The sequence below is a fragment of the Mucilaginibacter sp. genome (assembly GCF_036568825.1).
GTDB lineage: Bacteria > Bacteroidota > Bacteroidia > Sphingobacteriales > Sphingobacteriaceae > Mucilaginibacter.
On sequence record NZ_DATCRU010000097.1, the window covers coordinates 32784 to 52642 of the forward strand.

Below are 19859 nucleotides of genomic sequence, written 5' to 3' on the forward strand. Positions count from 1 at the left end.
AGTCTGCCAGTCGCTTGTATAAGATTTCTCCTCACGCCAACGCTTAATCCTGCCTCATTCGTCGAAATGACATGATAGTCGGATGAGGAATTATATAAACTGTTCTGCTATCTGCTTTAACTGCGCGGCCTGCACCACACCGCTTTGACGCCATTTGGTTTCGCCTTTTTTAAAGATCATCAGTGTAGGCACACTGCTTATGCGATAGGCTTGCGCAGCAGCGGGATTTTTGTCGATATCTATTTTGATGATAGTGAGCTTATCACCTAAAGTCTCTTTTACTTCTTTCAATATAGGCGGCATCATTTTACATGGTCCGCACCATTCAGCCGAAAAATCGATCAGTACCGGTGTCTCGGCATTTATTATTTCCTGGAAATTTGCCATTTTTTTATAACAGTTGAAAAGTTGTAAGGTTGGAAAGTTGAAAAGTTATTTTTTCTTTTTGTCCGCCTCGAATTTTTTTAAATAATCGATCAGGCTCTTGGTTTTGCCAGAAAAGTCTATACTTCTCTGGTAAAGATTTTGAAATATTTCATTGTCAATTTTGCATGCCTTGTTGAGTATTGTGAGCTTATTTCTAAATTCACCTGACGAGCCTTTTGCATAATTCAAAAATCTCACAAAATCTGCATTGTTATTATATTCAAAACCTTCTGCGATATTGTCTGACATTGAACACGCTGCACGCCGGATCTGATCTTTCATCCCCCAATCTGATTTCAAAGGCTCGGTGTCACAAAGTAAATAAACCTCAACTGCAATCTCTACCGCTATTTTCCAAATTTCAAGTTCTTCAAACTGTTTTATTTTAGCCATTTAATCGTCAATATAGCAATCAACTTTACAACTTTTCAACCTTACAACTCTCCAATGAAGTTATTTGACCTCCATAGGGCGATCCGTTGACTTTAGATATCCATTATCAGATAACCAATCCGCTAATCGCTGAGGCCAGGTATTGATTGTTTTCAATCTCGATCGATTGCCCATATTAAAGCCATGGTCACCTTTTGTGTACAAATGCACTTCAACCGGAACTTTAGCTTTGCGGTAAGCGTTAAGCAATCTTACAACTGATGGTGAACAGCAAGCATCATCATTTGCAGCCAGCAAAAATGCAGGAGGAGAATCTTGCGGGATATCGTCTGGTATAGATAGCGGGCCGGGATAGATTTGAACTATAAAGTTTGGTTTTGCACTTGCATTATCAATCGCGTCACGATGAGGGGCATCCGGCTCAAAAGTTACCATATCTACTATTTCACCACCTGCCGAGAAGCCCATCAAACCGATTTTATTGGGGTCGATCCCAAATTCGGCGGCACGGCTTCGTACCAGTCGCATAGCGCGGCAGCCGTCTTCTTTACCCTGAACATCAATTTTATAAGATGGTGTGGTGGTGTCACGGCCCAGGCGATACTTCAGAACAAATACGGCCACACCTATATCACTCAGGAATTTGGCAGGCTCAATACCTTCGGCAGTAAAAACCAACAACCTGTGCCCTCCTCCGGGACAGACCACTATTGCCGAACCCGTTGCTTTATCCTTCGGCGGCAGGAAAACCGTAAGGGTAGGGTTGTTGATGGTTTTCACCCAATAATCCTTTGCCTGTTCAGGTATATCCTTCAACTTTTCAAAACCAGGAGCGCCTTTTTCCCAAAGGGGGATTACAAATTGCTTGGTTTGTGCCGATGCCAGTAAGGGCAGCAGGCAAATAATAAGTGTGAGTTTTTTGAGCATATTATTTATTTAATGAACCAAATTTATAACCGGGTGTCATGCTGAGGCACTCGAAGTATGGTGGGTAAAGGCCTCTACGCACCACACTTCGACTATGCTCAGTGTGACACCCGTTTTGTAACTATTTCCCAATCCTCTCAGGATCAAAAATGCTTTTATCCAATCGGAATGACAGGGTTTTTAGTGTTATGCACTAAACTCCTCGTAAGCTGCCGTTAATCCACGCTCTATGCCATCGCCTTGCCAGTCGGTTACACCGAGGATAGATTTAGCCTGCAATATTTCATCCTTACTTTTTCCGGCTTTGATGCTGGTTTGGACAAAATCAGCCAGTTTCTCCATAAAGTTTTGCATGGCTTTTAAGTCTTCCATAGTGCCGGTCACTTTCAGTGGGTCATAAGCATGGCCAAAGACGAAAATGGTGTCCTTACTGAATGTTTTTTGCGCCTGTTCAAGCGTTACGGGCCAGTTTTTAACGGAAGCCCCTGCACTGCGATCAATAAAAGGATAACGGCGGTTAAACATCAGGTCTCCCATGTGCACTACGTTGGCATGTTCAAAGTGGATCATGCTATCGCCATTGGTGTGGCCCGGACCGAAGTAATAAGCCCGGATGCTTTCGTCGCCCACTTTAATCTTCCACGAATCGGTGTAAGTGATATCAGGGTATAATTGTTTGTCTTCAGTTTTTTGGACCACAGCAGAATTTTTCTGATTAGTGAGTGAATTAGCATGTGCCGCCACATTTTTTACAATGCCTTTGAATGAAATATTACCGCTTGTATGGTCGCCGTGATGGTGTGTATTGATGAGCCATTGAAAAGGCTTGTCCGATTGCTCTTTCAGTTTGGCTATCAGGTGAGTGGCTTGCTCGGGGAATTCGGCATCAACTACTGCAATACCCTCCTTGTTACTTAGCCAGGCAATAGTGCCGCCCTTTTCAGCATACATGCCCACATTGCCCCGTAGCAGTTTAAATTGCACAGGATCATCAAAAATTGATGAAGCAAAACTTCTTTTACCGAACAGGGTAAATGCACCTGCCGCTACGGCAGTATTTAATAAAAAACTACGACGTTGCATGGTTGACGATTTTGATTTGAAGTTAAGGAAATTTAGATACTCAATACCAGATTACCTGTAAAAATTCAGAAAGATTGCCTAGTGTATAGAGAGACGCAATGCATTGCGTCTCTACGCCAAAATAATACACCACATGCAAAATCTGTTTATCTTTAGCGCTTTCTTCAGACTTTAAAATGAACGAACAAACCGTAACAAACTATAAATGGCTATACATCCTGATCGCTATAGCCGTTTTTGTGAATTTCAGCGGATTGTTTGTTACCATCATCGGTCCCGATGGTACGTTGTATGCAACCATAGCCAAGACGATGGTGCTCAGGCACGATTACATTAACCTATACGCACAAGGCACCGACTGGCTGGATAAGCCCCATTTCCCTTTTTGGGTGACTGCCCTTTCATTCAACTTGTTTGGCTTTACCACCTGGGCCTATAAACTACCGGGGATACTTTTTATGATGATGGGTGTATGGTATACCTACCTGTTTGCCAAAAGCCTGTACAATAAAGAAGTAGCTTTATGGTCCGCATTGATATTGCTGACTGCCCAACATATTGTTATTTCAAATTACGACGTCCGTGCAGAGCCTTACCTAACCGGGTTGGTAATTGCCTCGGTTTATCATTTTTATAAAGCTTACAATCAAAATAATTTCTGGCATCTATTGGCCGGATGTGTTTTTGCCGCATGCTCTATAATGACTAAAGGGATGTTCGCCCTAATCCCGATAGGAGGGGCCATTGCCGGACATCTAATCATTACCAAACAATGGAAACAACTTTTTCATTGGCGCTCACTGGTGGCGATTGTGCTGACCATGTTGTTTACGCTGCCAGAATTATATTGCCTGTATGAGCAATTCGACCTGCACCCCGAAAAGATCGTATTCGGACATACCGGAGTTTCAGGTATCCGTTTCTTTTACTGGGATAGCCAGTTCGGGCGCTTTTTTAATACGGGACCAATTAAGGGTAGTGGCGACCCCTCATTTTTTATTCATACCACCTTATGGGCATTTTTGCCGTGGTCGCTTTTATTGTTTGCCGCGGTATTTCAGTTTATCAGGAAAGGAATTAAAAATGTACAAAATGAAGAGTGGTATTGCATCTGTGGCTCATTACTTACTTTCCTGGTGTTTTCGGCATCTAAATTTCAATTGCCGCATTATCTGAATATTGTATTTCCGTTTTTTGCCATTATTACAGCGCAATATCTGTATCGTTTAAGTGCAGAGAAGAGTATTCGCGCAGTACGGATAACTCAACTTGTTGTTGCAGGCTTGTTATTTGTTCTGGTTGTGGCATTGAACTATTTTTTCAAACCCGAAGCATTTAATGTATTAATTGGAATTATACTTTTATTAGTACTTATTGCCTGGTTCACACTACCGGCGAAGATCAGCTCTAAAGCATTCTGGCGGTTAGGCTGCCAAACTTTACTGGTCTCGTTTTTTGTGAACTTTTATTTGAACCTGGCATTTTACCCGTCATTGCTGCATTACCAGGCACTTACCCAGGCGGCTTTTTATGTTAATCAAAATAACCCCGGTAAATTACCGGTGGTGCAAAGCGGCGATGTGCCTTTTGCAATGGAGTTCTATCTTAATCAGCCATTAACCAGCATTAATCCCGATGGAACTGGTGCACAGCCGCAAAAGCCCTATTTGCTATTTGCTCAAACCGATATCATTAATGGCTTAAAAGCCAAAGGCTGGCAAATGCAGCATATAAAAACTTTTGAACGTTATTGGATATCGCGCCTTAAGCCTGCTTTTTTGAATAAAAATACACGTAGTAAAGAGCTTACTTATAGCGAGCTGGTGATCGTGAGGTGATATGAGATTTACGAAGTTTTTGAAACTTCGTAAATCTGACTCGTTAATACTGATGAAACCCTTGCGACACAAACGCCAGCACTTCCGGTAACGATTCCCTCCAATAGGTCCAGGTATGCCCGCCGTCACGAACACGGAATTCATGCGGTATTTCCTTCTTACGCATAGCAATATGCACCAGGCAATTACCTTCATACAGGAAATCATCGTCGCCATCATCAATATACCAGCGAATTGCTTTTTTCTGATCGTCGGGAACATTGTTAACCAGCGCCAATACGCTGTGACGGTTGTAATAATTGGTAACAGTTGAGTCGGCAATATTGGGATCGAGCTTTACCAATTGCTTCTTAGCATCATCTACCGTAAGCGGACCGGTTGATGCACTCAACGGACAAGCTGATGAAAATAGTTCAGGATGATGCAAAGCATAAACAAAACTTCCGCCACCACCCATAGACAAGCCTGCTATGGCACGGTAATGTTTATCACTTTTGATGCGGAATTTCTTTTCTACAAACGGCACTAATTCCTTAAAGAAGAAATCCTCATAATTCCAGTCACCACGCGGATCATTAAAGTACCCACGACGCCCGGTATTTGCATCCGGCATAATGATGATCATTGGCGTAGCCTTGCCCTCGTTAATCGCTTTATCAGCAATATGCAATACTTCTCCAAATTGAACCCAGCCGGTCTGGTCATCACCGGAGCCATGTAACAGATAAAGTACAGGATAGCTTCTTTCAGAAGTTTCATAATCAGGTGGCAGGTAAACTGCGTATTTGCGCTCACCTTTCAGTATCTTACTTGGAAGGCTGAGGTTATCATAAACTTTGCCCGTTTGGGCAAATAGATTAATTGAAGTAAACAGAAGTAAAGCTAAAATAGCCGGTAAGGTTGTTTTCATGCATGCAGGTTTTATAATGGGCGATGCATAAAATTAATATTAAAACATAGCTATCAAAAGGTGTAATAATTTTTTTACTACTACTGTAGCGAATGGTAATCGGCTTACGTAATGACAAATATTGAGAGTTGATAGTTTTTAATTACCCAGCCATCTAACGCATTACTCCGCTGTCTGGCCTTCTGGTTACAGCAAAACATTGTCAAACCTGGACCAAATTAACCTGCATCTACACACAACAAAGTAACAGAATGCCGCAGCGGATAATGCGTTTATTTAAAACGAGCCTCATCCAACACCGCATAAAAAAAGCATCAGCATTATTTGTTGATAATGCTGATGCCCTAAAATGTCTTTTTTAGCTACCGCCGCCGGTTACGAATAGTGATTTTTGATCCCTTTGTGCAATTGGCTAAGGATCATGTCGTCAAGCTCACAGTCGCACGATACACAGTTCAGTTGTTTGTCAAATCCGAGCTGACCGAGTACTTTACCCTGATCAACTACTAAGAATTTGCCGGTTTCATCCGGTAACACTGCCAAACTGCGCTCATCATCTTTAAAATTAATTAATAAATGGAACTGACGCTCAGGGTAAAATGCTGCTCTCTGTATCATAATACGCCCCTTTCTTGTTTTATGAATTAGGTAGTGTGTGTTAAGAATACAAATTTAACGAATAGTTATACGATATAGTGTAATAAAAGTTCACATTTTTGGTAAAAAAAAGTTAAATAATTTTTTTAAGAAGCGCCTTAGTGTAACTGTTACGTCATATTTTAGACCGGAAGGCAGTGTTTTTTAATTATTAGCAAAGTGTATCGGATTTGCAATTATTTTCTGTTAAGTTGACATTTCTTAAAGGTGTAAGAAATATGCATAAAGGCATTTTAATCAGCTTATCTTCGTGCTCCCAGTGCAAAACTCCGCGTCCTCTGTGGTAAATTTAACCACAGAGGACACGGAGAAAATCGCAAAGTTCACAGAGTGAGTAAGTTCCGGATTTAATTTTTCAAATCCTCAATTTCTTTTAACGATTTAGGCAGATATTTTCCTAATAAATGATACCCGGTATCGGTGATCAGAAAATTATCCTCAATACGTATACCACCAAAATCACGGTAAGTATCCAGCACATCGTAATTGATGAAATCGGCAAATTTCTTTTCAGCCTGCCAGCGGTCTATAAGTTCGGGAATGATGTAGATGCCTGGCTCGACAGTCAACACAAAGCCTGCTTCCAGCTCACGCCCAAGTCGCAAAGATTTTAATCCGAATAACTGCGTTTCTTTTTTCAGCGTGTCGGTATAGCCTACCAAGGGTTCGCCCAAATCCTCCATATCATGCGTATCCATGCCCAGCATATGGCCCAATCCGCATTGGAAGAACATGGCATGTGCGCCTGCTTCCACAGCCTCTGCCGGATCGCCTTTCATCAGGTTTACTTGTTTCAGGCCTTCTGCTAATTTCTGGCAGGCAGCCAAATGGATGTCTTTATATCTTACTCCGGGTTTAAGCATGCTAATCGCATGATCCATCGAATTCAATACGATTTCATACAATTCTTTTTGTCGATTGGTGAAGCTTTTACCTACCGGGAAAGTACGGGTAAGATCGCCGCCATAATGCATTTCGTTTTCGGCGCCGATATCGCTTAATACCATGCGCCCTTCCTGCAAAGTATTGCCATAGTAATGTGTATGCAGGGTCTGCCCGTGGGTAGTAATAATAGCCGGATAGCCTAAACGCGAGTTATTGGCAATAGCCGTTTCATGCGCTTTAGCTACCAGTTCGTATTCTTTCATCCCTGGGCGGGTATGTTTGATCACACTCAGCATCATATCTACACTGATGGAAACGGCTTTTTCCATCTCGGCAATTTCCAGAGGGGTTTTTATTACGCGTTGTGATATAACTGCTTTGGTTAGTTTTACAGAAATATAATCCCTTACATCATCCAAACTGCTATTGAACCATTCGGCCAACTTTATTTTATTTTCTGGGCGATAAGGTCGAAGAATATGTACTTTTCTGCCTGCGATCAGCGCCTTGTGCACATAATGAATAATCTGATCGTAGGGTTTGGTTTGAGAAACGCCAACCATGCCCGCCATTTCGCTAACGGTAGGTAAGGTGCCGGTCCATACAATATCATCAATAGTCAACTCGTTGCCGAAGATCACTTCATCTCCCGTCTCTGTATCTATGATTCCTGCTAAAGAAGGTACATCCAAACCAAAATAATAAAGAAAGCTGCTGTCCTGTCTGAAGGGGTAGCAATTGTCCTTATAATTCATGCTGCTGTCCTCGTTTCCTAATAAAAGGATGAGGCCATCGTTTCCTATATTCTGCTTTAAAACTTGTCGGCGGTCGGTGTAAACCTGTTTATCAAAAAGATGAAGTTCCATGCAGCAAATATATCCATCTTTGGATAGACGGATATATTTTAATTGTCAGGATAGACAGACTTATTTCTTATCGTTCAGATAGGATTCCAGGATACCGGTCACTTCTTTAACTACCGGCTGCTTGAAGAAATCGATATGCTTGGTTTCAACGATCTTTTCGACGATGTTCCCATCAATATACTTACTCCACAACTTTCTGAATATCGAGTTGCGGTATACCTGTACTTTCTGAAATTCAGATTCATCACCATCAGGGCTGGGCTCGTAGATCAACAGCAGCTCACCACAGTATTTTTGATTTGTCTCGTATGAGTCATGTATCTCATAGATGTGGTTTTGCGTTTCTACTTCAAGCACTATCTCAGGCGCGTTCTGTTTGCCCTTTAAAAGCAGTTTTATAAAATAAGGCAATCTCAGGTGCAGGTATTTGAATTTTAATCGGGTGTTTATTTCCTGGAACACCCTGATCTCATCCAGTATCCTTCTGCTCAGGAACAATCGTTTTGAAGGATATGCCGGGAAGTGACTTATGGCGGCCAGCATATCCACTTTATCGCCGCCCTGTTGCAATTGTACAGCTACTTCAAATATCGTCCGGGCACCGAGGCTGTATCCTACCAAATTATAAGGGCCGTGCGGATGCAGTTTTTTGATATGCTCAATAATAAATTTCACATATTCCTGCACGCTTTTATATGGAAAATCCTCATGGTCTTCCGTATAAATTATGCCATATAAAGGATTATCCGCCTTATAGCTACTTACAAATTCATTGAATATGGTAGGGTAACTGCTCCACGGCGGGAATATAAACAGTGGAGAACCGGTACCTTCTTTTAACAGGATGATTGGATTAACATCGAGTATATTATTCGTTTCAATTTTTTGGGACAGCTGCCTTATGGTAGGAAGCTGATATAATATGGTCAGATTTAAGTTAGTACCTGCTTCCGAATTAATTTGCCCTATCGTTCTGACAGCCGCCAATGAAGTCCCCCCAAGGTCGAAGAAATTATCATCAATACCTATTTGTTCGATATAAAGTAGCTTTTGCCATATGGCAACCAGTGTTTTTTCTAATTCGGTAGTTGCTTCTGCAAAATCTGTCCGTTTTTCGTGATAGCGCTCCGCAGGTATCGGAAGATTTTTTTTGTCAACTTTTCCATTGCTGGTTAATGGCAATGTTTCCATGTTGACATAATATCCGGGCACCATATATGACGGCACCTGCGATTTTAAATGTGCATTCAATTCTGCAGGCGCGGCAGGACCGGTTGTATATGCGACCAGTTCTTTATCGTCACCGCTGATTACACGGGCTACAACTACTGCTGCTGTTACGTCCGGATGTTGTTCTAAAATGGCTGATATCTCATCCAGTTCAATTCGGTATCCCCGTATTTTTACCTGGTCGTCAATGCGGCCAAGATATTCAATATTGCCGTCAGCCAGCCAGCGGCCCATATCGCCTGTCCGGTATATTCTGTCTCCCGGCTTATGCGGGTTTTCTATAAATCTTTCACTGGTAAGTTCAGGGCGGTTCAGGTATCCCCTGGTAACACCGTCGCCACCTATATAGATCTCACCGACCTCACCAAAAGGCACCGGCTGCTTATTCTCATCAAAAATATGTATCTGGGTATTTGCTGTAGGACGTCCTATCGGAATAAATGGATACGGATTGCCGCTTCTTTCAAATACATATTCAACTGATGTAATGGTGGTCTCGGTTGGGCCATATTCATTGATAAAAGTACAGTGGCTATTCCATTTTGCGGCAAGCGCAGGCAGACAGCTTTCTCCTCCTGTTATAACACGTTTCACGCCGCTCATATCTTCGATGGATAATTCGGCCAGGTAGGTAGGTACCGCGTGAACGTGTGTTACCTTTTTTGCTATAATATATTTTTCAAGGGCCTTTACATCCAGCAGGGTAAATTTATTGATGACTACCAATCCTGCGCCCGTTAAAAACGCAATGAATATTTGTTCGGCTGAGGGATCAAAGGTGATGGTCGAAAATTGCAGTACCCGTTCATCCGGGGTCATTTTATAAACCTTTTCTTTCTGCCACCAAAGCAGGTTGACAACATTCCGGTGTTCAACCAATACACCTTTAGGTTTTCCTGTTGAACCTGATGTGTAAATACAATATATCAGGTTTGATGACTTTAAATCATTTTTTATATTCTCAGTGCTGTATTCGGCTAACGATAATTTAAAACGGTCCAGTTCATGGTCGTCAACAAGAACCTTGCATGCGCTGTCCTCTTTGATATAATTGATACGATCTTCCGGGTAATCCGGGTCGATCGGCACGTAAGCACCGCCTGCTTTTATGATTCCTAGTATCGCAATGATCATCCAATCGCTGCGGTTCAGCATCATACCCACTAATTCATCAGGCTGGATGTTGTAAGTCTGCACGAGGTAATCTGCAAATTGATTGCTTATTGCATTCAGCTCAGAATAGGTAAATTCTTTATGTTCAAAGATAAGAGCAATGTTATCCGGGGTCTTTTCTGCCTGCTCATAAAAAAGAGCCACAAGGCTCTTGTCCCTGGGGTAATCAAAGAAGGTATCATTAAAATCATCAAACAATTGAATTTCCTCTGTTTTAGTAAGGTTCTCCCTGGTCAATTTATCTGATAAAGTTGGGTTCGGCATGTTTTGTTTTTTATAACCGTTATTTCTAATATGCATTTAACACATATAAGTATTTTAGGTTTACGTTTATATTTGACATGCTTACGAAAAAATTGATAAATTGGTTGTAATCAATCAAATATCGGTTTTTTATAAATTTAATCCGTAAGTAATTTTATTTCTTTTTAGGACCGTTCTCTAAAACGTACCGGGCTATGCTTTCACCAAGGGTTTGAGATGCATCTTTTTCAAACGAATAATGGATGCCGCCATAAACACGGCTCCAGCCATTTTCTTCTTCACCTTTTGTCAACGACGTAATAGTTCTTGCAGGTTCACCCGGAGTAGTTGTATGAAGTTCGATGGTATTCGTGTCGCCAAAAAACTTTTTTAATACTTCAAATCCAGCCGTAACTGTACCGCAATGTCCGCAAGGGTAGGATGGGTGCGGAGGAGTTTCTAATAATGGCTTCCACTTTGTGTAGTTATTGGTTACACCGCCATCAGCATCCGCGTTAAGCGCTGTAACCGGCCGCCATAACAAGTAATTATATTTGCCGTCCCAAATAGCAATCCGTGCGTCGGCTTCAGCAATATCGGCCAGGACAAATGCAAGCGCATTCACTTCAAGCGATGTTTTATGTTGTAATGCTAATGCACGTGCAGCTTCATTCACTGTCAGTTCCGCATCCTGTTTATAAAATTGTGCTATATGTGTTTGATCTTCGGTGCGTTTTGTGCTGGTAGATGAGCCTAACTCCTCAACCAATGCCAAAGCCTTTTTGAAATCGTCTGAACTAACAGCAGGCGGAGCCACCGGACGGAATTGCGAATCCGATTTCAAAAGAAATGGTTTTACTTTTCCCCATTGCTGGTTAATACCGGGAGTAAACCCTGCCGGAGTGGGGCGATATTCGCCAACGCCTGGTTTCGCTGGTCCGGGATAGCTGACATTAGGGTCAGCCCCATCATTTGCACGCAAAGCGATAATATCAGCCGCAGACGCTGCACCGACAGCCTTACCTGCATCAACCGGACCATCATTTACCTTGTTTAAACTGAGTGTCAAAGCCGAATCGATGTGAGCTTTTTGTGCAGGGAAATAGTTTACCAGGACATCATGTGCTGCCTGTGCTACTGCCGCCTGTGCTGAGGCAGGCTGGGTAGGCGGCACGTAAAAATGGTACGGAGTACCTATTTTTTTTATGGAATTCACAGCATCGTAAACAGCAATTGCTTCAATCGCTTCAATACGGCTGCTCAAGTTACTGTTGTATTTGGCAACCTTGGTTGCTTTAACAGTGATCAGATTCCAGTCTGTTACCACATCAGCTTTGGCCTTTTGTGGTAATAGATATGTTGATATTGCAAATGCCAGAATGTGAATGGGTTTGTAGTTATAGCGCATGGCTTTACGATTTAAGTTTATTCATCAAAGCTAAAATAAATATTTTAAATATACAAAATCTATCTATTAAGTAGATATTAAAGATATTGTTTTAACCCGGCAGGTTTCTTTTATAATATTAATGGCTATAAAAAAATGAAAACCGGTGCTGCCTCAAACAACCCCGGCTTCATTCCCTGGGCAGGAGAACTGTTATGAAAGCTCAAAAATAACCTCATTATTTTAAGGAAAGAAGAGATTAACATATTTTAACTTTTCTATCATTGAGAACGGAACATTATCTTTGATCATAACCGATTGTAAGAATTATGCCTCATTACTTTTTAAAACTAAATCCAAACCGGCCAACTTTTGCACAAGACATGACCGCAGAAGAAAGAGCCATTATGCTTCAGCATGTCGCTTATTGGACCGAACTGATGAACAAAGGATTGGTTGTAGTATTTGGCCCGGTGATGGATCCTAAAGAAGTATATGGGATAGGCGTAATTGAAACGGAGACTGAAGAACAATTGAAAGAGCTGATCAAAAATGACCCGGCAACAAGTATCAATCGTTATGAATATTATCCGATGAGGGCGGTGATACCGGTAAAATAAAAAATGCGTTCCGTATCTCACCCCGGAACGCACTTCAACATCACTCTCAATAATGTTGAATCAACTAAATCTCAGATAATATTTGAATATTGATCCAAGCTCTTTATGATCGGTTTCGATCTTGTGTTATCAAATGGAACCTGTTTTTGTTTGGGACAGGCCTAAATATTTATACATTGTATATCAATCGATTGAGGCTTTTGTTTTCAAAAGATCAATATATTTTTCAATATTAATGAACAGATGTTTCGGCTAAAAATTGTATCGGAGCAAACTTAAATTTTATTCGGCAATAAAAATTAAATGTTATTGCTACAATTATAACCAATTATGTTAAAATAACAGGCATTTGATGCATATTTATACCTATTGTTACGATAAGCCTTAAAAAAAATGAAAAAAATAATTTCTGCAATTTTACTTTTTACACCGTTTTACTGTGCCGCTCAGAGTTTTACAAAAACTGAGATCACGCGGTTCAAAAATGAGGCGAAGTCGGTAACTATTATTCGTGATAATTGGGGCATCCCGCACATCTACGGAAAAACTGATGCAAATGCAGTTTTTGGATTGATGTATGCAGAATGCGAAGAAAATTTTAAGGGAATAGAACGGAACTATTTATACCAGCTCGGCCGTCAATCTGAGGCGGATGGAGAAAGTAAATTATATACCGATATACAACTGCAGCTGATTGCAGATAGTGCCGATGCAATAAAAGATTATAAGGCAAGTCCGCCGTGGTTTAAAAAACTGATGGATGCCTTTGCTGATGGTATTAACTACTATCTGTATAAACATTCCGAAGTAAAACCTGCTGTTTTTCACCATTTTGAGCCCTGGTATGCGCTGATGTTTACCGATGGTAGCGTTTCGGCAACCCAAACCGGGGGTATCAATATTAAGGAAACGCAGAGTTTTTATAGCAATGGACCGGAAAGCCTGGGAGCTGTATCATCTCCTCACACAGTAGAGAACATAATCATCGAAAGGGAAACCGGCTCAAACGGATTTGCCCTGGCGCCTTCACGAACGGCATCCGGACATGCCATGTTATATATCAATCCGCATGTGCCTTTTTATTTCAGGGATGAGGTGCATGTTGTAAGTGACGAAGGCCTGAATGCATACGGCGCTGCTACCTGGGGTAATTTTTTTGTTTACCAGGGGTTTAATCCGCATTGCGGATGGATGCACACCACTAGTAATGCCGATGTGTCTGACCTGTATGCCGAAAAAGTGACCAAAAAAGATGGCAAATGGTACTATGAATACGATGGTAAACTGAAACCAGTGATCACCCGGCAATTGGTTATGAATATTAAAAATGGTGAACAAACCGAACGTCGAACCATAACCGGGTATTATACCGATCACGGGCCTGTATTAGGAGCCCGCAACGGCAAATGGTTGGCTTTACGATCAAACAACCGTTCCTACAATGCTTTGCTCGAATCATGGCTGATAACCAAGGCTCATAATTTTGAGGAATATAAAAAGGCTATGCAACTGGTTTCCAACGGCAGCAATAACACCGTTTATGCTGATGATAAGGGCCACATCGCTTTCTGGAACGGTAACTTTATGCCGAGACGCGATCCAAAATTAGATTGGACCTTGCCTGTGGATGGCACTATTTCAGCAACAGAATGGAAGGGAACGCATTTGCTGAACGAGATCGTACATGTTTATGACCCCGCCACCGGTTGGATAGAAAATTGCAACTCGACACCTTATACCTGCTCTGGTACAAGCAGTCCTGATAAGAACAAGTATCCGGCTTATATGGCAACCGACGGTCAAAATTACCGGGGCATCAATGCGCTGCGGTTATTTAGCAATGCCAAAAATGTGACGCTTGATGAACTGATAGCCAAAGGTTATGATCATTATCTTGCGATGTTTGATGACGCATTACCACCACTATTTAGTGCTTACGAATCAGCCAATGATTCAATCAAAAAAGCACTTGCAGAACCTGTTGATATCATGAAAAAATGGGATCGTCGCTCGGCTGCAAATTCAGTGGCAACAACTATCGCGGTAGAATGGGGCACCAGATTGATGGAAGAAATGCCGCATGCGAAAACTGTGGAAGAATCTTCCTATCAGATAATTCGTTTTGCGCAAATGCTCAAAAAACTGAGTCCGCAAAGGCAACTCGAAATTTTCAGCGAATCGATAAAAAGCCTCGAAAAACATTATGGAACATGGAAAACAGAATGGGGCGCGATAAATCGATATCAACGGCCTGCCGATGGCATAACATTTGACGATAAATTACCAAGCATACCCGTTGCACTGGTAGGGTCGCAGTTTGGACAGCTGCCATCGTTCCAGAGCAAAACTGTGAATACACAAAAACGGTATGGCTATAGCGGCAATAGTTTTATTGCGGCTGTTGAATTTGGTCCGCGGCTGAAGGCTAAAAGTATTATCACCGGTGGCGAATCGTTTGATCCGTCGTCTGAGCATTTTACAGACCAAGCCGAAGGTTTTATTAACGGGCATTTTAAAGACATCTGGTTTTACCGTAACGATGTGCTTAAACATGCCGTAAAAAGCTATCATCCAGGCGAATAAGCTATAGGGATGATGTTTTCTTTTTTTATGACTGATATGATAAAAAGATATCTGTTTGCAGGAATATTACTTTTCGTAGGTGTGGCATGCCGCGCCCAGAGTTTGTCGTTAGAAGAGTTGCAGGGCCTTACTGCTATGACTACCGACCAGGTGCATAACTTCCTGATCATAAACAAAGGTTTTAAACCTCTTGGAAAAATTACGATCAACGGGAAAAGTTTCGAGCATTTTAAAAGCAACCGCATTGATCCAGCAACAGCGGAAACCCTGTCACTTGGTGAAAGTAACCAGATGATGAGCGGCAATACCACCCGGCAGGTGATCTATCACACGTTGCGTTTCCAGGATCTTAATTCACTATATACCCAGGCCAAACGTTCAACCATGACGCTGATCTTCGAGGGGAAGGATGCTTATCAAAATATTTACCGTTTTGATAATTCGCTTTTTACGACGGTCATCAACGTAAGCCTTGATAAAAGATCGGGCACAGTGCAACTGGATGAGAAATAGTAACCTTACTGCTTTATTTGCGTAAAAGTGGGTTGTTGTTATAAAAAACACACCCATGGACTACAACAGAACCTTCAAATCGATCACTCCCGACAGCACACTTAAAACGCTTGTGTTTACACACATGGCGCTGCTGGCATTCCAGATGCTTTTTGCAATTGCGGCCTTTGCCCAAACCACCAGGATGTATTTTGGCGTTATGAATATGGACGACCAGTTTGTATTTATTGCCCCAGTACTTGCACTGGGCGGTTTCTTTGGTGGTTACCTGATATTTAAGAAACAAAAATATGTACTGCGTGAAAAGGAAAACATTCAGGAAAAACTCACAGGGTACCAATCTATTTTGATCACCCGTTTCATACTGATACAAGGGCCTGCTGTATTTGCAATAGTAGCTTATATCCTCAGTGGCAATATATTTTTTCTGTTTCTTACCGGGTTAATGTCTGCTTACTTTATTTTCATTCGCCCTACACGCGAAAAAATAGAAAGCGACCTTCGTTTTAGCTTCGATAGCCCGATGATCCACCAACTGGAACACGAAGAGATCAATTAAAATTTATCTTTCTATAAAATAATTTGCGGAACAACTCTGTTATTCCATTTTTGTAACTTTATTTAAAGTTTAGCTGCACTGTTATGCGTATTTTGAAATTTATGGCGATAGGCGCCGCTGTAGGGTATGGCATTTACTATCTGACGAAAGAAAAGGAAAACGGCAAATCGATACTGGAAGAATTGCTGGAAGACGCTCCGGATTATTTTGACCGCGCAAAAAAGTATGTAGAATACACCATCGATCAGGTATCTGAACGTTTTCATGTGTAAGCCATCTGAACTATGATTTATTTGATTAAATGAAAACTATGACCTTAAAAGGAAATATATTAATATAATCATAGTCCGTCAAAAAATCAGTAAAATTATAGTTCAAGATATCAACGCATCACCACACTAAACCTGCCCGCACTATAAGTATTGGTATCCGACTTAATAACATCAAAACGGTAATTCCAGATCCTGATATTCAGGGAGTCTTTCCGGTAGGCATCTTTCAGCCATATACCCATATTGGCAGGAATGTTTTTGGTAAGACTCGTTTTTAATAGATACACACCATCATTTTTAGCTGTTACCCTCAGCCGAACAGTACAGCCCGGAGAAAATGGTAAGGTTTGTATGGTGCAACCTATGCCATCGCGGGTGACACTGGATAAACTCCCTCTCCCAAAACCTGGAAAATAGGGTGCATCCTGCGAGCTTGAATAATTACAGGAAGCAGAATGCCTGAACATTAATAAAGTTTCATCAATGGCAGTTGAATCCAACTGAAGTTTGATCTTAAACATACTACCATCAGGGATGGTGTCGGTTTGCGCGGCTACAGTCTGTGTGGCAGGCGGTATAACTGGGGTGCTGGGTGCAACGGGGGACGGGTTGTTCTCAGCTTTCTTTTGACATGCACCAAGAAATATAACGCCTGCCATAGACATTAATAAAAATTTCCTCATGCGAACAATTATCTTTAACTACTAAGTAACGCTTTATACGATGCTATTGTTCGGAAGTTGGATGCTTTTGGAGGGAACTTTTCAACATTTGAGGTTGGTTATTAACATTTTAAGCTCTGCGAATTCTGCGTTTTTATTATTGTAACAAGTATTTTACAATTTCTAATAACGAAAATCAGCTCATGATTTAATTGAAAAGCAGCTTTGTTGGGCGGATGGATTCCCCAATATTTGATTGTTATCTCGTTGATTTGTATTTAATTAAAAATATAATTTATAAATCAATGGGCAATATTTTCTGTGGCCTGAAATAAAAAACGTTCCGGATCTCACCCGGAACGCCATCACTAAATCAGATCAACCTCATGTTTATTGATCCTTTGCTACCATCTTTCTCAAGGATGGAAGGTCTTTTGTGTAAGTTTTGGTTAATGTATCCTCAAAACAATCTCATAATCCGGATACAAAAAAATAGAATAGACGGTTGCCGCTTATATATAGACGGGCGCTGACTTTTTCCATATAAAATCGATTCTTAACCGGTGAATCACTGAAATGGCTGTTCAAAGAGTGCATTTTACCCTTCGTCGGTAAAAAATGGCTGCAGAGCGGTTTAGATTGTCCGGCAATGTCCTGATGGGTAATATTGTAGCCTCAGATAATGTATTTGTAAATAAATGATTGTAATTTAACTCGATAATGTTTGCTCCAAGATCCCAAAGCCGGTTGATAGGAATATTGATCCAGATATTGATATGGGCGGTATTCGGCGTTTTACTTTTCTTCTATCAGCCATTTTTTTCGGACATAGATATACCCTACCAGTTTTGGGTAAAGCAGGTGATCGTGCTCAGCACAATTGTGGCTGCTTTTTATCTTAATTCGCTGGTGCTTGTACCGCGATTTCTATTGAAGAACCGCACGGGGTATTACCTGACGTTCGTGGTTGTGATTGTGTTGGCAATAGTATTCCTGAGTGGCTGGGTAGATAGGGCATTAAACCTGCATCAATTGTTTGATGCTGCATTTCATAAACGCTGGCAAAAACAGGGCTGGGAGCTAACGCACCATCGGCCACAAAAACCTGAAAAAGGCGGAGGTGGCCACGGCTTTGATACCCTCACCATGACTATAACGGCATTGGTATTGGGCATAAGCACGAGCATTACCACCATCCAGAAATGGCAAAAAGATAAACAGGCGCGCGAGGAACTGGAGAAAGATAAGGTAACATCTGAATTATCTTTCCTGAAGGCGCAAATTAACCCGCACTTCTTTTTTAATACGCTGAATAACATTTATGCACTCACCCAGGTAGATGCGGAAGTGGCCGGGAAGGCTATCCATCAATTATCGCGGATGATGCGTTATTTATTATACGATACACAACAAGCGAACACTATGCTGAGCCAGGAGCTGGCGTTTGTGAAGGATTATATCAGCCTGATGAAATTGCGCCTGACGGATGTAGTCAAAATAAATTTTGATGAGCCGACAAAGCTGAATGATAAGCCGGTAGCGCCCATGATATTTTTGCCTTTTGTAGAAAATGCCTTTAAGCATGGTGTGAGCGCAACCCAGCCCAGCCATATTGATATTGTGATTTTGCAAAAAGACAGTGTTCTTGACCTGACCGTAAAAAATTCGATCATCAATGATAATAGCGTAAGCCTGGATACAAATAGTGGTATCGGCTTGGTTAATACCCGCCGCAGGCTGGATCTTTTATATCCCGATAAATACAAACTGGAGATTGACGAATTGAATGCCAATAATGAGTATACCGTTCACTTAATCCTCGACTTGTCATGACCCTGAATTGTATAGCAGTTGACGATGAGCCATTAGCGCTCGGCCTGGTTTGTAAGTTTATCGAGCAGACACCATTTTTAAATCTGGTTGGACGTTACTCAGGCGCGGTTGATGCATTAAAGGCCATCCACCAGCAAAAGCTTGACCTGATATTCCTGGATATTCAAATGCCAGACCTGAACGGCATCGAACTGGCGCGCGTATTAGGCAAAGGCGCCGATGTACCGCGGGTTGTTTTTACAACAGCATATAATCAGTTTGCACTCGAAGGTTACAAAGTTGACGCGTTGGACTACCTGCTAAAGCCTTTCAATTATGAAGAGTTCCTGCGTGCTGCGCAAAAAGCGCTCAATTATCATGAATTAGTAAATCGACCAACTACAGCTGCGCCTATTCCAACTATCTCAGAAGAGCAGGCTGATGACGATTATTTGTTCTTAAAAGTAGAATACCAACTTGTGCGCATTGCTTTAGATGATATCTTATACATAGAAGGATTGAAGGACTATGTGAAAGTTCATTTAAAAGGAGCAGACAAGGCGATATTATCCCTTACCAGTTTAAAAGCTTTGGAAGAAAAGTTACCGTCTAAAAGATTTATGCGTGTGCATAGATCATTCATCGTATCATTGGATAAGGTTACCTCAATGACCAAAAACTCTGTGCAAATCGGCAAAATGCTGATTGCGGTAGGCGATCAATACAAAGAAGCATTCAGCCAGTTTGTGGGAAAGTGGATTTAAGGAAGTCGGAAGTCGGAAGTCGGAAGTCGGAAGTCGGAAGTCGGAAGTCGGAAGTC

General features: G+C 41.5%; 18 protein-coding genes. 8 read left to right on the plus strand and 10 right to left on the minus strand.

Translation table 11 applies throughout. From position 1 onward, the window contains the following. Positions 1 to 90 precede the first annotated feature (90 nt). From trxA to VIM89_RS21770, 4 genes are all read right to left on the minus strand, one after another. The gene (gene trxA / locus VIM89_RS21755) at positions 91 to 387 is read right to left on the minus strand and encodes a thioredoxin (protein ID WP_488158297.1); all 297 of its coding nucleotides are present in this window, start codon (positions 385 to 387) and stop codon (positions 91 to 93) included. 45 nt (positions 388 to 432) lie between these two features. Then, positions 433 to 819, minus strand: a complete 387-nt coding sequence (locus VIM89_RS21760; RefSeq protein ID WP_488158298.1) for a four helix bundle protein — start codon at positions 817 to 819, stop codon at positions 433 to 435. Positions 820 to 879: 60 nt separating this feature from the next. Next, positions 880 to 1746, minus strand: a complete 867-nt coding sequence (locus VIM89_RS21765; protein ID WP_488158299.1) for an alpha/beta hydrolase — start codon at positions 1744 to 1746, stop codon at positions 880 to 882. 186 nt (positions 1747 to 1932) lie between these two features. Further along, a complete protein-coding gene (locus tag VIM89_RS21770; RefSeq protein ID WP_488158300.1) occupies positions 1933 to 2829 on the minus strand; it encodes an MBL fold metallo-hydrolase in 897 nt (298 codons plus the stop codon). A 176-nt stretch (positions 2830 to 3005) separates the two neighbouring features. On the opposite strand from VIM89_RS21770, the gene VIM89_RS21775 reads away from it, so the two are divergent. Beyond that, positions 3006 to 4667, plus strand: a complete 1662-nt coding sequence (locus VIM89_RS21775; protein WP_488158301.1) for an ArnT family glycosyltransferase — start codon at positions 3006 to 3008, stop codon at positions 4665 to 4667. Positions 4668 to 4710: 43 nt separating this feature from the next. Here VIM89_RS21775 and VIM89_RS21780 read toward each other — a convergent pair whose 3' ends face one another. The 5 genes from VIM89_RS21780 to VIM89_RS21800 all read right to left on the minus strand — a co-directional run bounded on the left by VIM89_RS21780 (position 4711) and on the right by VIM89_RS21800 (position 12039). Then, positions 4711 to 5577 (minus strand): alpha/beta hydrolase, encoded by an 867-nt coding sequence (locus VIM89_RS21780; RefSeq protein ID WP_488158302.1) that lies wholly within the window; start codon positions 5575 to 5577, stop codon positions 4711 to 4713. Between the two features lie 375 nt (positions 5578 to 5952). Next, the gene (locus VIM89_RS21785; protein ID WP_488158303.1) at positions 5953 to 6195 is read right to left on the minus strand and encodes a hypothetical protein; all 243 of its coding nucleotides are present in this window, start codon (positions 6193 to 6195) and stop codon (positions 5953 to 5955) included. 386 nt (positions 6196 to 6581) lie between these two features. After that, positions 6582 to 7985, minus strand: coding sequence for an aminopeptidase P family protein (locus VIM89_RS21790; RefSeq protein ID WP_488158304.1), 1404 nt, complete (start codon positions 7983 to 7985; stop codon positions 6582 to 6584). A 60-nt stretch (positions 7986 to 8045) separates the two neighbouring features. Further along, entirely contained in the window at positions 8046 to 10688 is a 2643-nt protein-coding gene (locus VIM89_RS21795) for a non-ribosomal peptide synthetase (protein WP_488158305.1), read from the minus strand. Positions 10689 to 10806: 118 nt separating this feature from the next. Beyond that, positions 10807 to 12039, minus strand: coding sequence for a vanadium-dependent haloperoxidase (locus VIM89_RS21800; RefSeq protein WP_488158306.1), 1233 nt, complete (start codon positions 12037 to 12039; stop codon positions 10807 to 10809). A 308-nt stretch (positions 12040 to 12347) separates the two neighbouring features. On the opposite strand from VIM89_RS21800, the gene VIM89_RS21805 reads away from it, so the two are divergent. The 5 genes from VIM89_RS21805 to VIM89_RS21825 all read left to right on the plus strand — a co-directional run bounded on the left by VIM89_RS21805 (position 12348) and on the right by VIM89_RS21825 (position 16565). Beyond that, positions 12348 to 12638: a YciI family protein gene (locus VIM89_RS21805; RefSeq protein WP_488158307.1), complete on the plus strand. Its 291-nt coding sequence runs from the start codon at positions 12348 to 12350 to the stop codon at positions 12636 to 12638. A gap of 393 nt (positions 12639 to 13031) precedes the next feature. Then, positions 13032 to 15221 (plus strand): penicillin acylase family protein, encoded by a 2190-nt coding sequence (locus VIM89_RS21810; RefSeq protein WP_488158308.1) that lies wholly within the window; start codon positions 13032 to 13034, stop codon positions 15219 to 15221. A gap of 36 nt (positions 15222 to 15257) precedes the next feature. Beyond that, positions 15258 to 15734: a hypothetical protein gene (locus VIM89_RS21815; protein WP_488158309.1), complete on the plus strand. Its 477-nt coding sequence runs from the start codon at positions 15258 to 15260 to the stop codon at positions 15732 to 15734. A 55-nt stretch (positions 15735 to 15789) separates the two neighbouring features. Beyond that, positions 15790 to 16293 carry a hypothetical protein gene (locus VIM89_RS21820; RefSeq protein ID WP_488158310.1) on the plus strand — a complete coding sequence of 168 codons (504 nt, stop codon included), beginning with the start codon at positions 15790 to 15792 and terminating at the stop codon, positions 16291 to 16293. An 83-nt stretch (positions 16294 to 16376) separates the two neighbouring features. After that, entirely contained in the window at positions 16377 to 16565 is a 189-nt protein-coding gene (locus tag VIM89_RS21825) for a YtxH domain-containing protein (protein ID WP_488158311.1), read from the plus strand. A gap of 110 nt (positions 16566 to 16675) precedes the next feature. On the opposite strand, the gene VIM89_RS21830 is transcribed toward VIM89_RS21825, so the two are convergent. Then, complete coding sequence (locus VIM89_RS21830; protein ID WP_488158312.1) at positions 16676 to 17248, minus strand: hypothetical protein; 573 nt, start codon at positions 17246 to 17248, stop codon at positions 16676 to 16678. A 699-nt stretch (positions 17249 to 17947) separates the two neighbouring features. Between VIM89_RS21830 and VIM89_RS21835 the strand changes: the two genes are divergently transcribed. Beyond that, entirely contained in the window at positions 17948 to 19060 is a 1113-nt protein-coding gene (locus tag VIM89_RS21835; protein WP_488158313.1) for a sensor histidine kinase, read from the plus strand. Beyond that, a complete protein-coding gene (locus VIM89_RS21840; RefSeq protein WP_488158314.1) occupies positions 19057 to 19803 on the plus strand; it encodes a LytR/AlgR family response regulator transcription factor in 747 nt (248 codons plus the stop codon). The genes VIM89_RS21835 and VIM89_RS21840 overlap by 4 nt, the downstream gene beginning before the upstream one ends. Positions 19804 to 19859 lie beyond the last annotated feature (56 nt).

What these genes read in the sequence shown, in the direction of transcription:
- VIM89_RS21800 (WP_488158306.1), bottom strand. Translation starts at nt 12,039, where the DNA reads ATGCGCTATAACTACAAACCCATTCACATTCTGGCATTTGCAATATCA.
- VIM89_RS21770 (WP_488158300.1), bottom strand. Translation starts at nt 2,829, where the DNA reads ATGCAACGTCGTAGTTTTTTATTAAATACTGCCGTAGCGGCAGGTGCA.
- VIM89_RS21805 (WP_488158307.1), top strand. Translation starts at nt 12,348, where the DNA reads ATGCCTCATTACTTTTTAAAACTAAATCCAAACCGGCCAACTTTTGCA.
- VIM89_RS21765 (WP_488158299.1), bottom strand. Translation starts at nt 1,746, where the DNA reads ATGCTCAAAAAACTCACACTTATTATTTGCCTGCTGCCCTTACTGGCA.
- VIM89_RS21835 (WP_488158313.1), top strand. Translation starts at nt 17,948, where the DNA reads ATGTTTGCTCCAAGATCCCAAAGCCGGTTGATAGGAATATTGATCCAG.
- trxA (WP_488158297.1), bottom strand. Translation starts at nt 387, where the DNA reads ATGGCAAATTTCCAGGAAATAATAAATGCCGAGACACCGGTACTGATC.
- VIM89_RS21780 (WP_488158302.1), bottom strand. Translation starts at nt 5,577, where the DNA reads ATGAAAACAACCTTACCGGCTATTTTAGCTTTACTTCTGTTTACTTCA.
- VIM89_RS21830 (WP_488158312.1), bottom strand. Translation starts at nt 17,248, where the DNA reads ATGAGGAAATTTTTATTAATGTCTATGGCAGGCGTTATATTTCTTGGT.
- VIM89_RS21795 (WP_488158305.1), bottom strand. Translation starts at nt 10,688, where the DNA reads ATGCATATTAGAAATAACGGTTATAAAAAACAAAACATGCCGAACCCA.
- VIM89_RS21815 (WP_488158309.1), top strand. Translation starts at nt 15,258, where the DNA reads ATGATAAAAAGATATCTGTTTGCAGGAATATTACTTTTCGTAGGTGTG.
- VIM89_RS21810 (WP_488158308.1), top strand. Translation starts at nt 13,032, where the DNA reads ATGAAAAAAATAATTTCTGCAATTTTACTTTTTACACCGTTTTACTGT.
- VIM89_RS21790 (WP_488158304.1), bottom strand. Translation starts at nt 7,985, where the DNA reads ATGGAACTTCATCTTTTTGATAAACAGGTTTACACCGACCGCCGACAA.
- VIM89_RS21825 (WP_488158311.1), top strand. Translation starts at nt 16,377, where the DNA reads ATGCGTATTTTGAAATTTATGGCGATAGGCGCCGCTGTAGGGTATGGC.
- VIM89_RS21820 (WP_488158310.1), top strand. Translation starts at nt 15,790, where the DNA reads ATGGACTACAACAGAACCTTCAAATCGATCACTCCCGACAGCACACTT.
- VIM89_RS21760 (WP_488158298.1), bottom strand. Translation starts at nt 819, where the DNA reads ATGGCTAAAATAAAACAGTTTGAAGAACTTGAAATTTGGAAAATAGCG.
- VIM89_RS21785 (WP_488158303.1), bottom strand. Translation starts at nt 6,195, where the DNA reads ATGATACAGAGAGCAGCATTTTACCCTGAGCGTCAGTTCCATTTATTA.
- VIM89_RS21775 (WP_488158301.1), top strand. Translation starts at nt 3,006, where the DNA reads ATGAACGAACAAACCGTAACAAACTATAAATGGCTATACATCCTGATC.
- VIM89_RS21840 (WP_488158314.1), top strand. Translation starts at nt 19,057, where the DNA reads ATGACCCTGAATTGTATAGCAGTTGACGATGAGCCATTAGCGCTCGGC.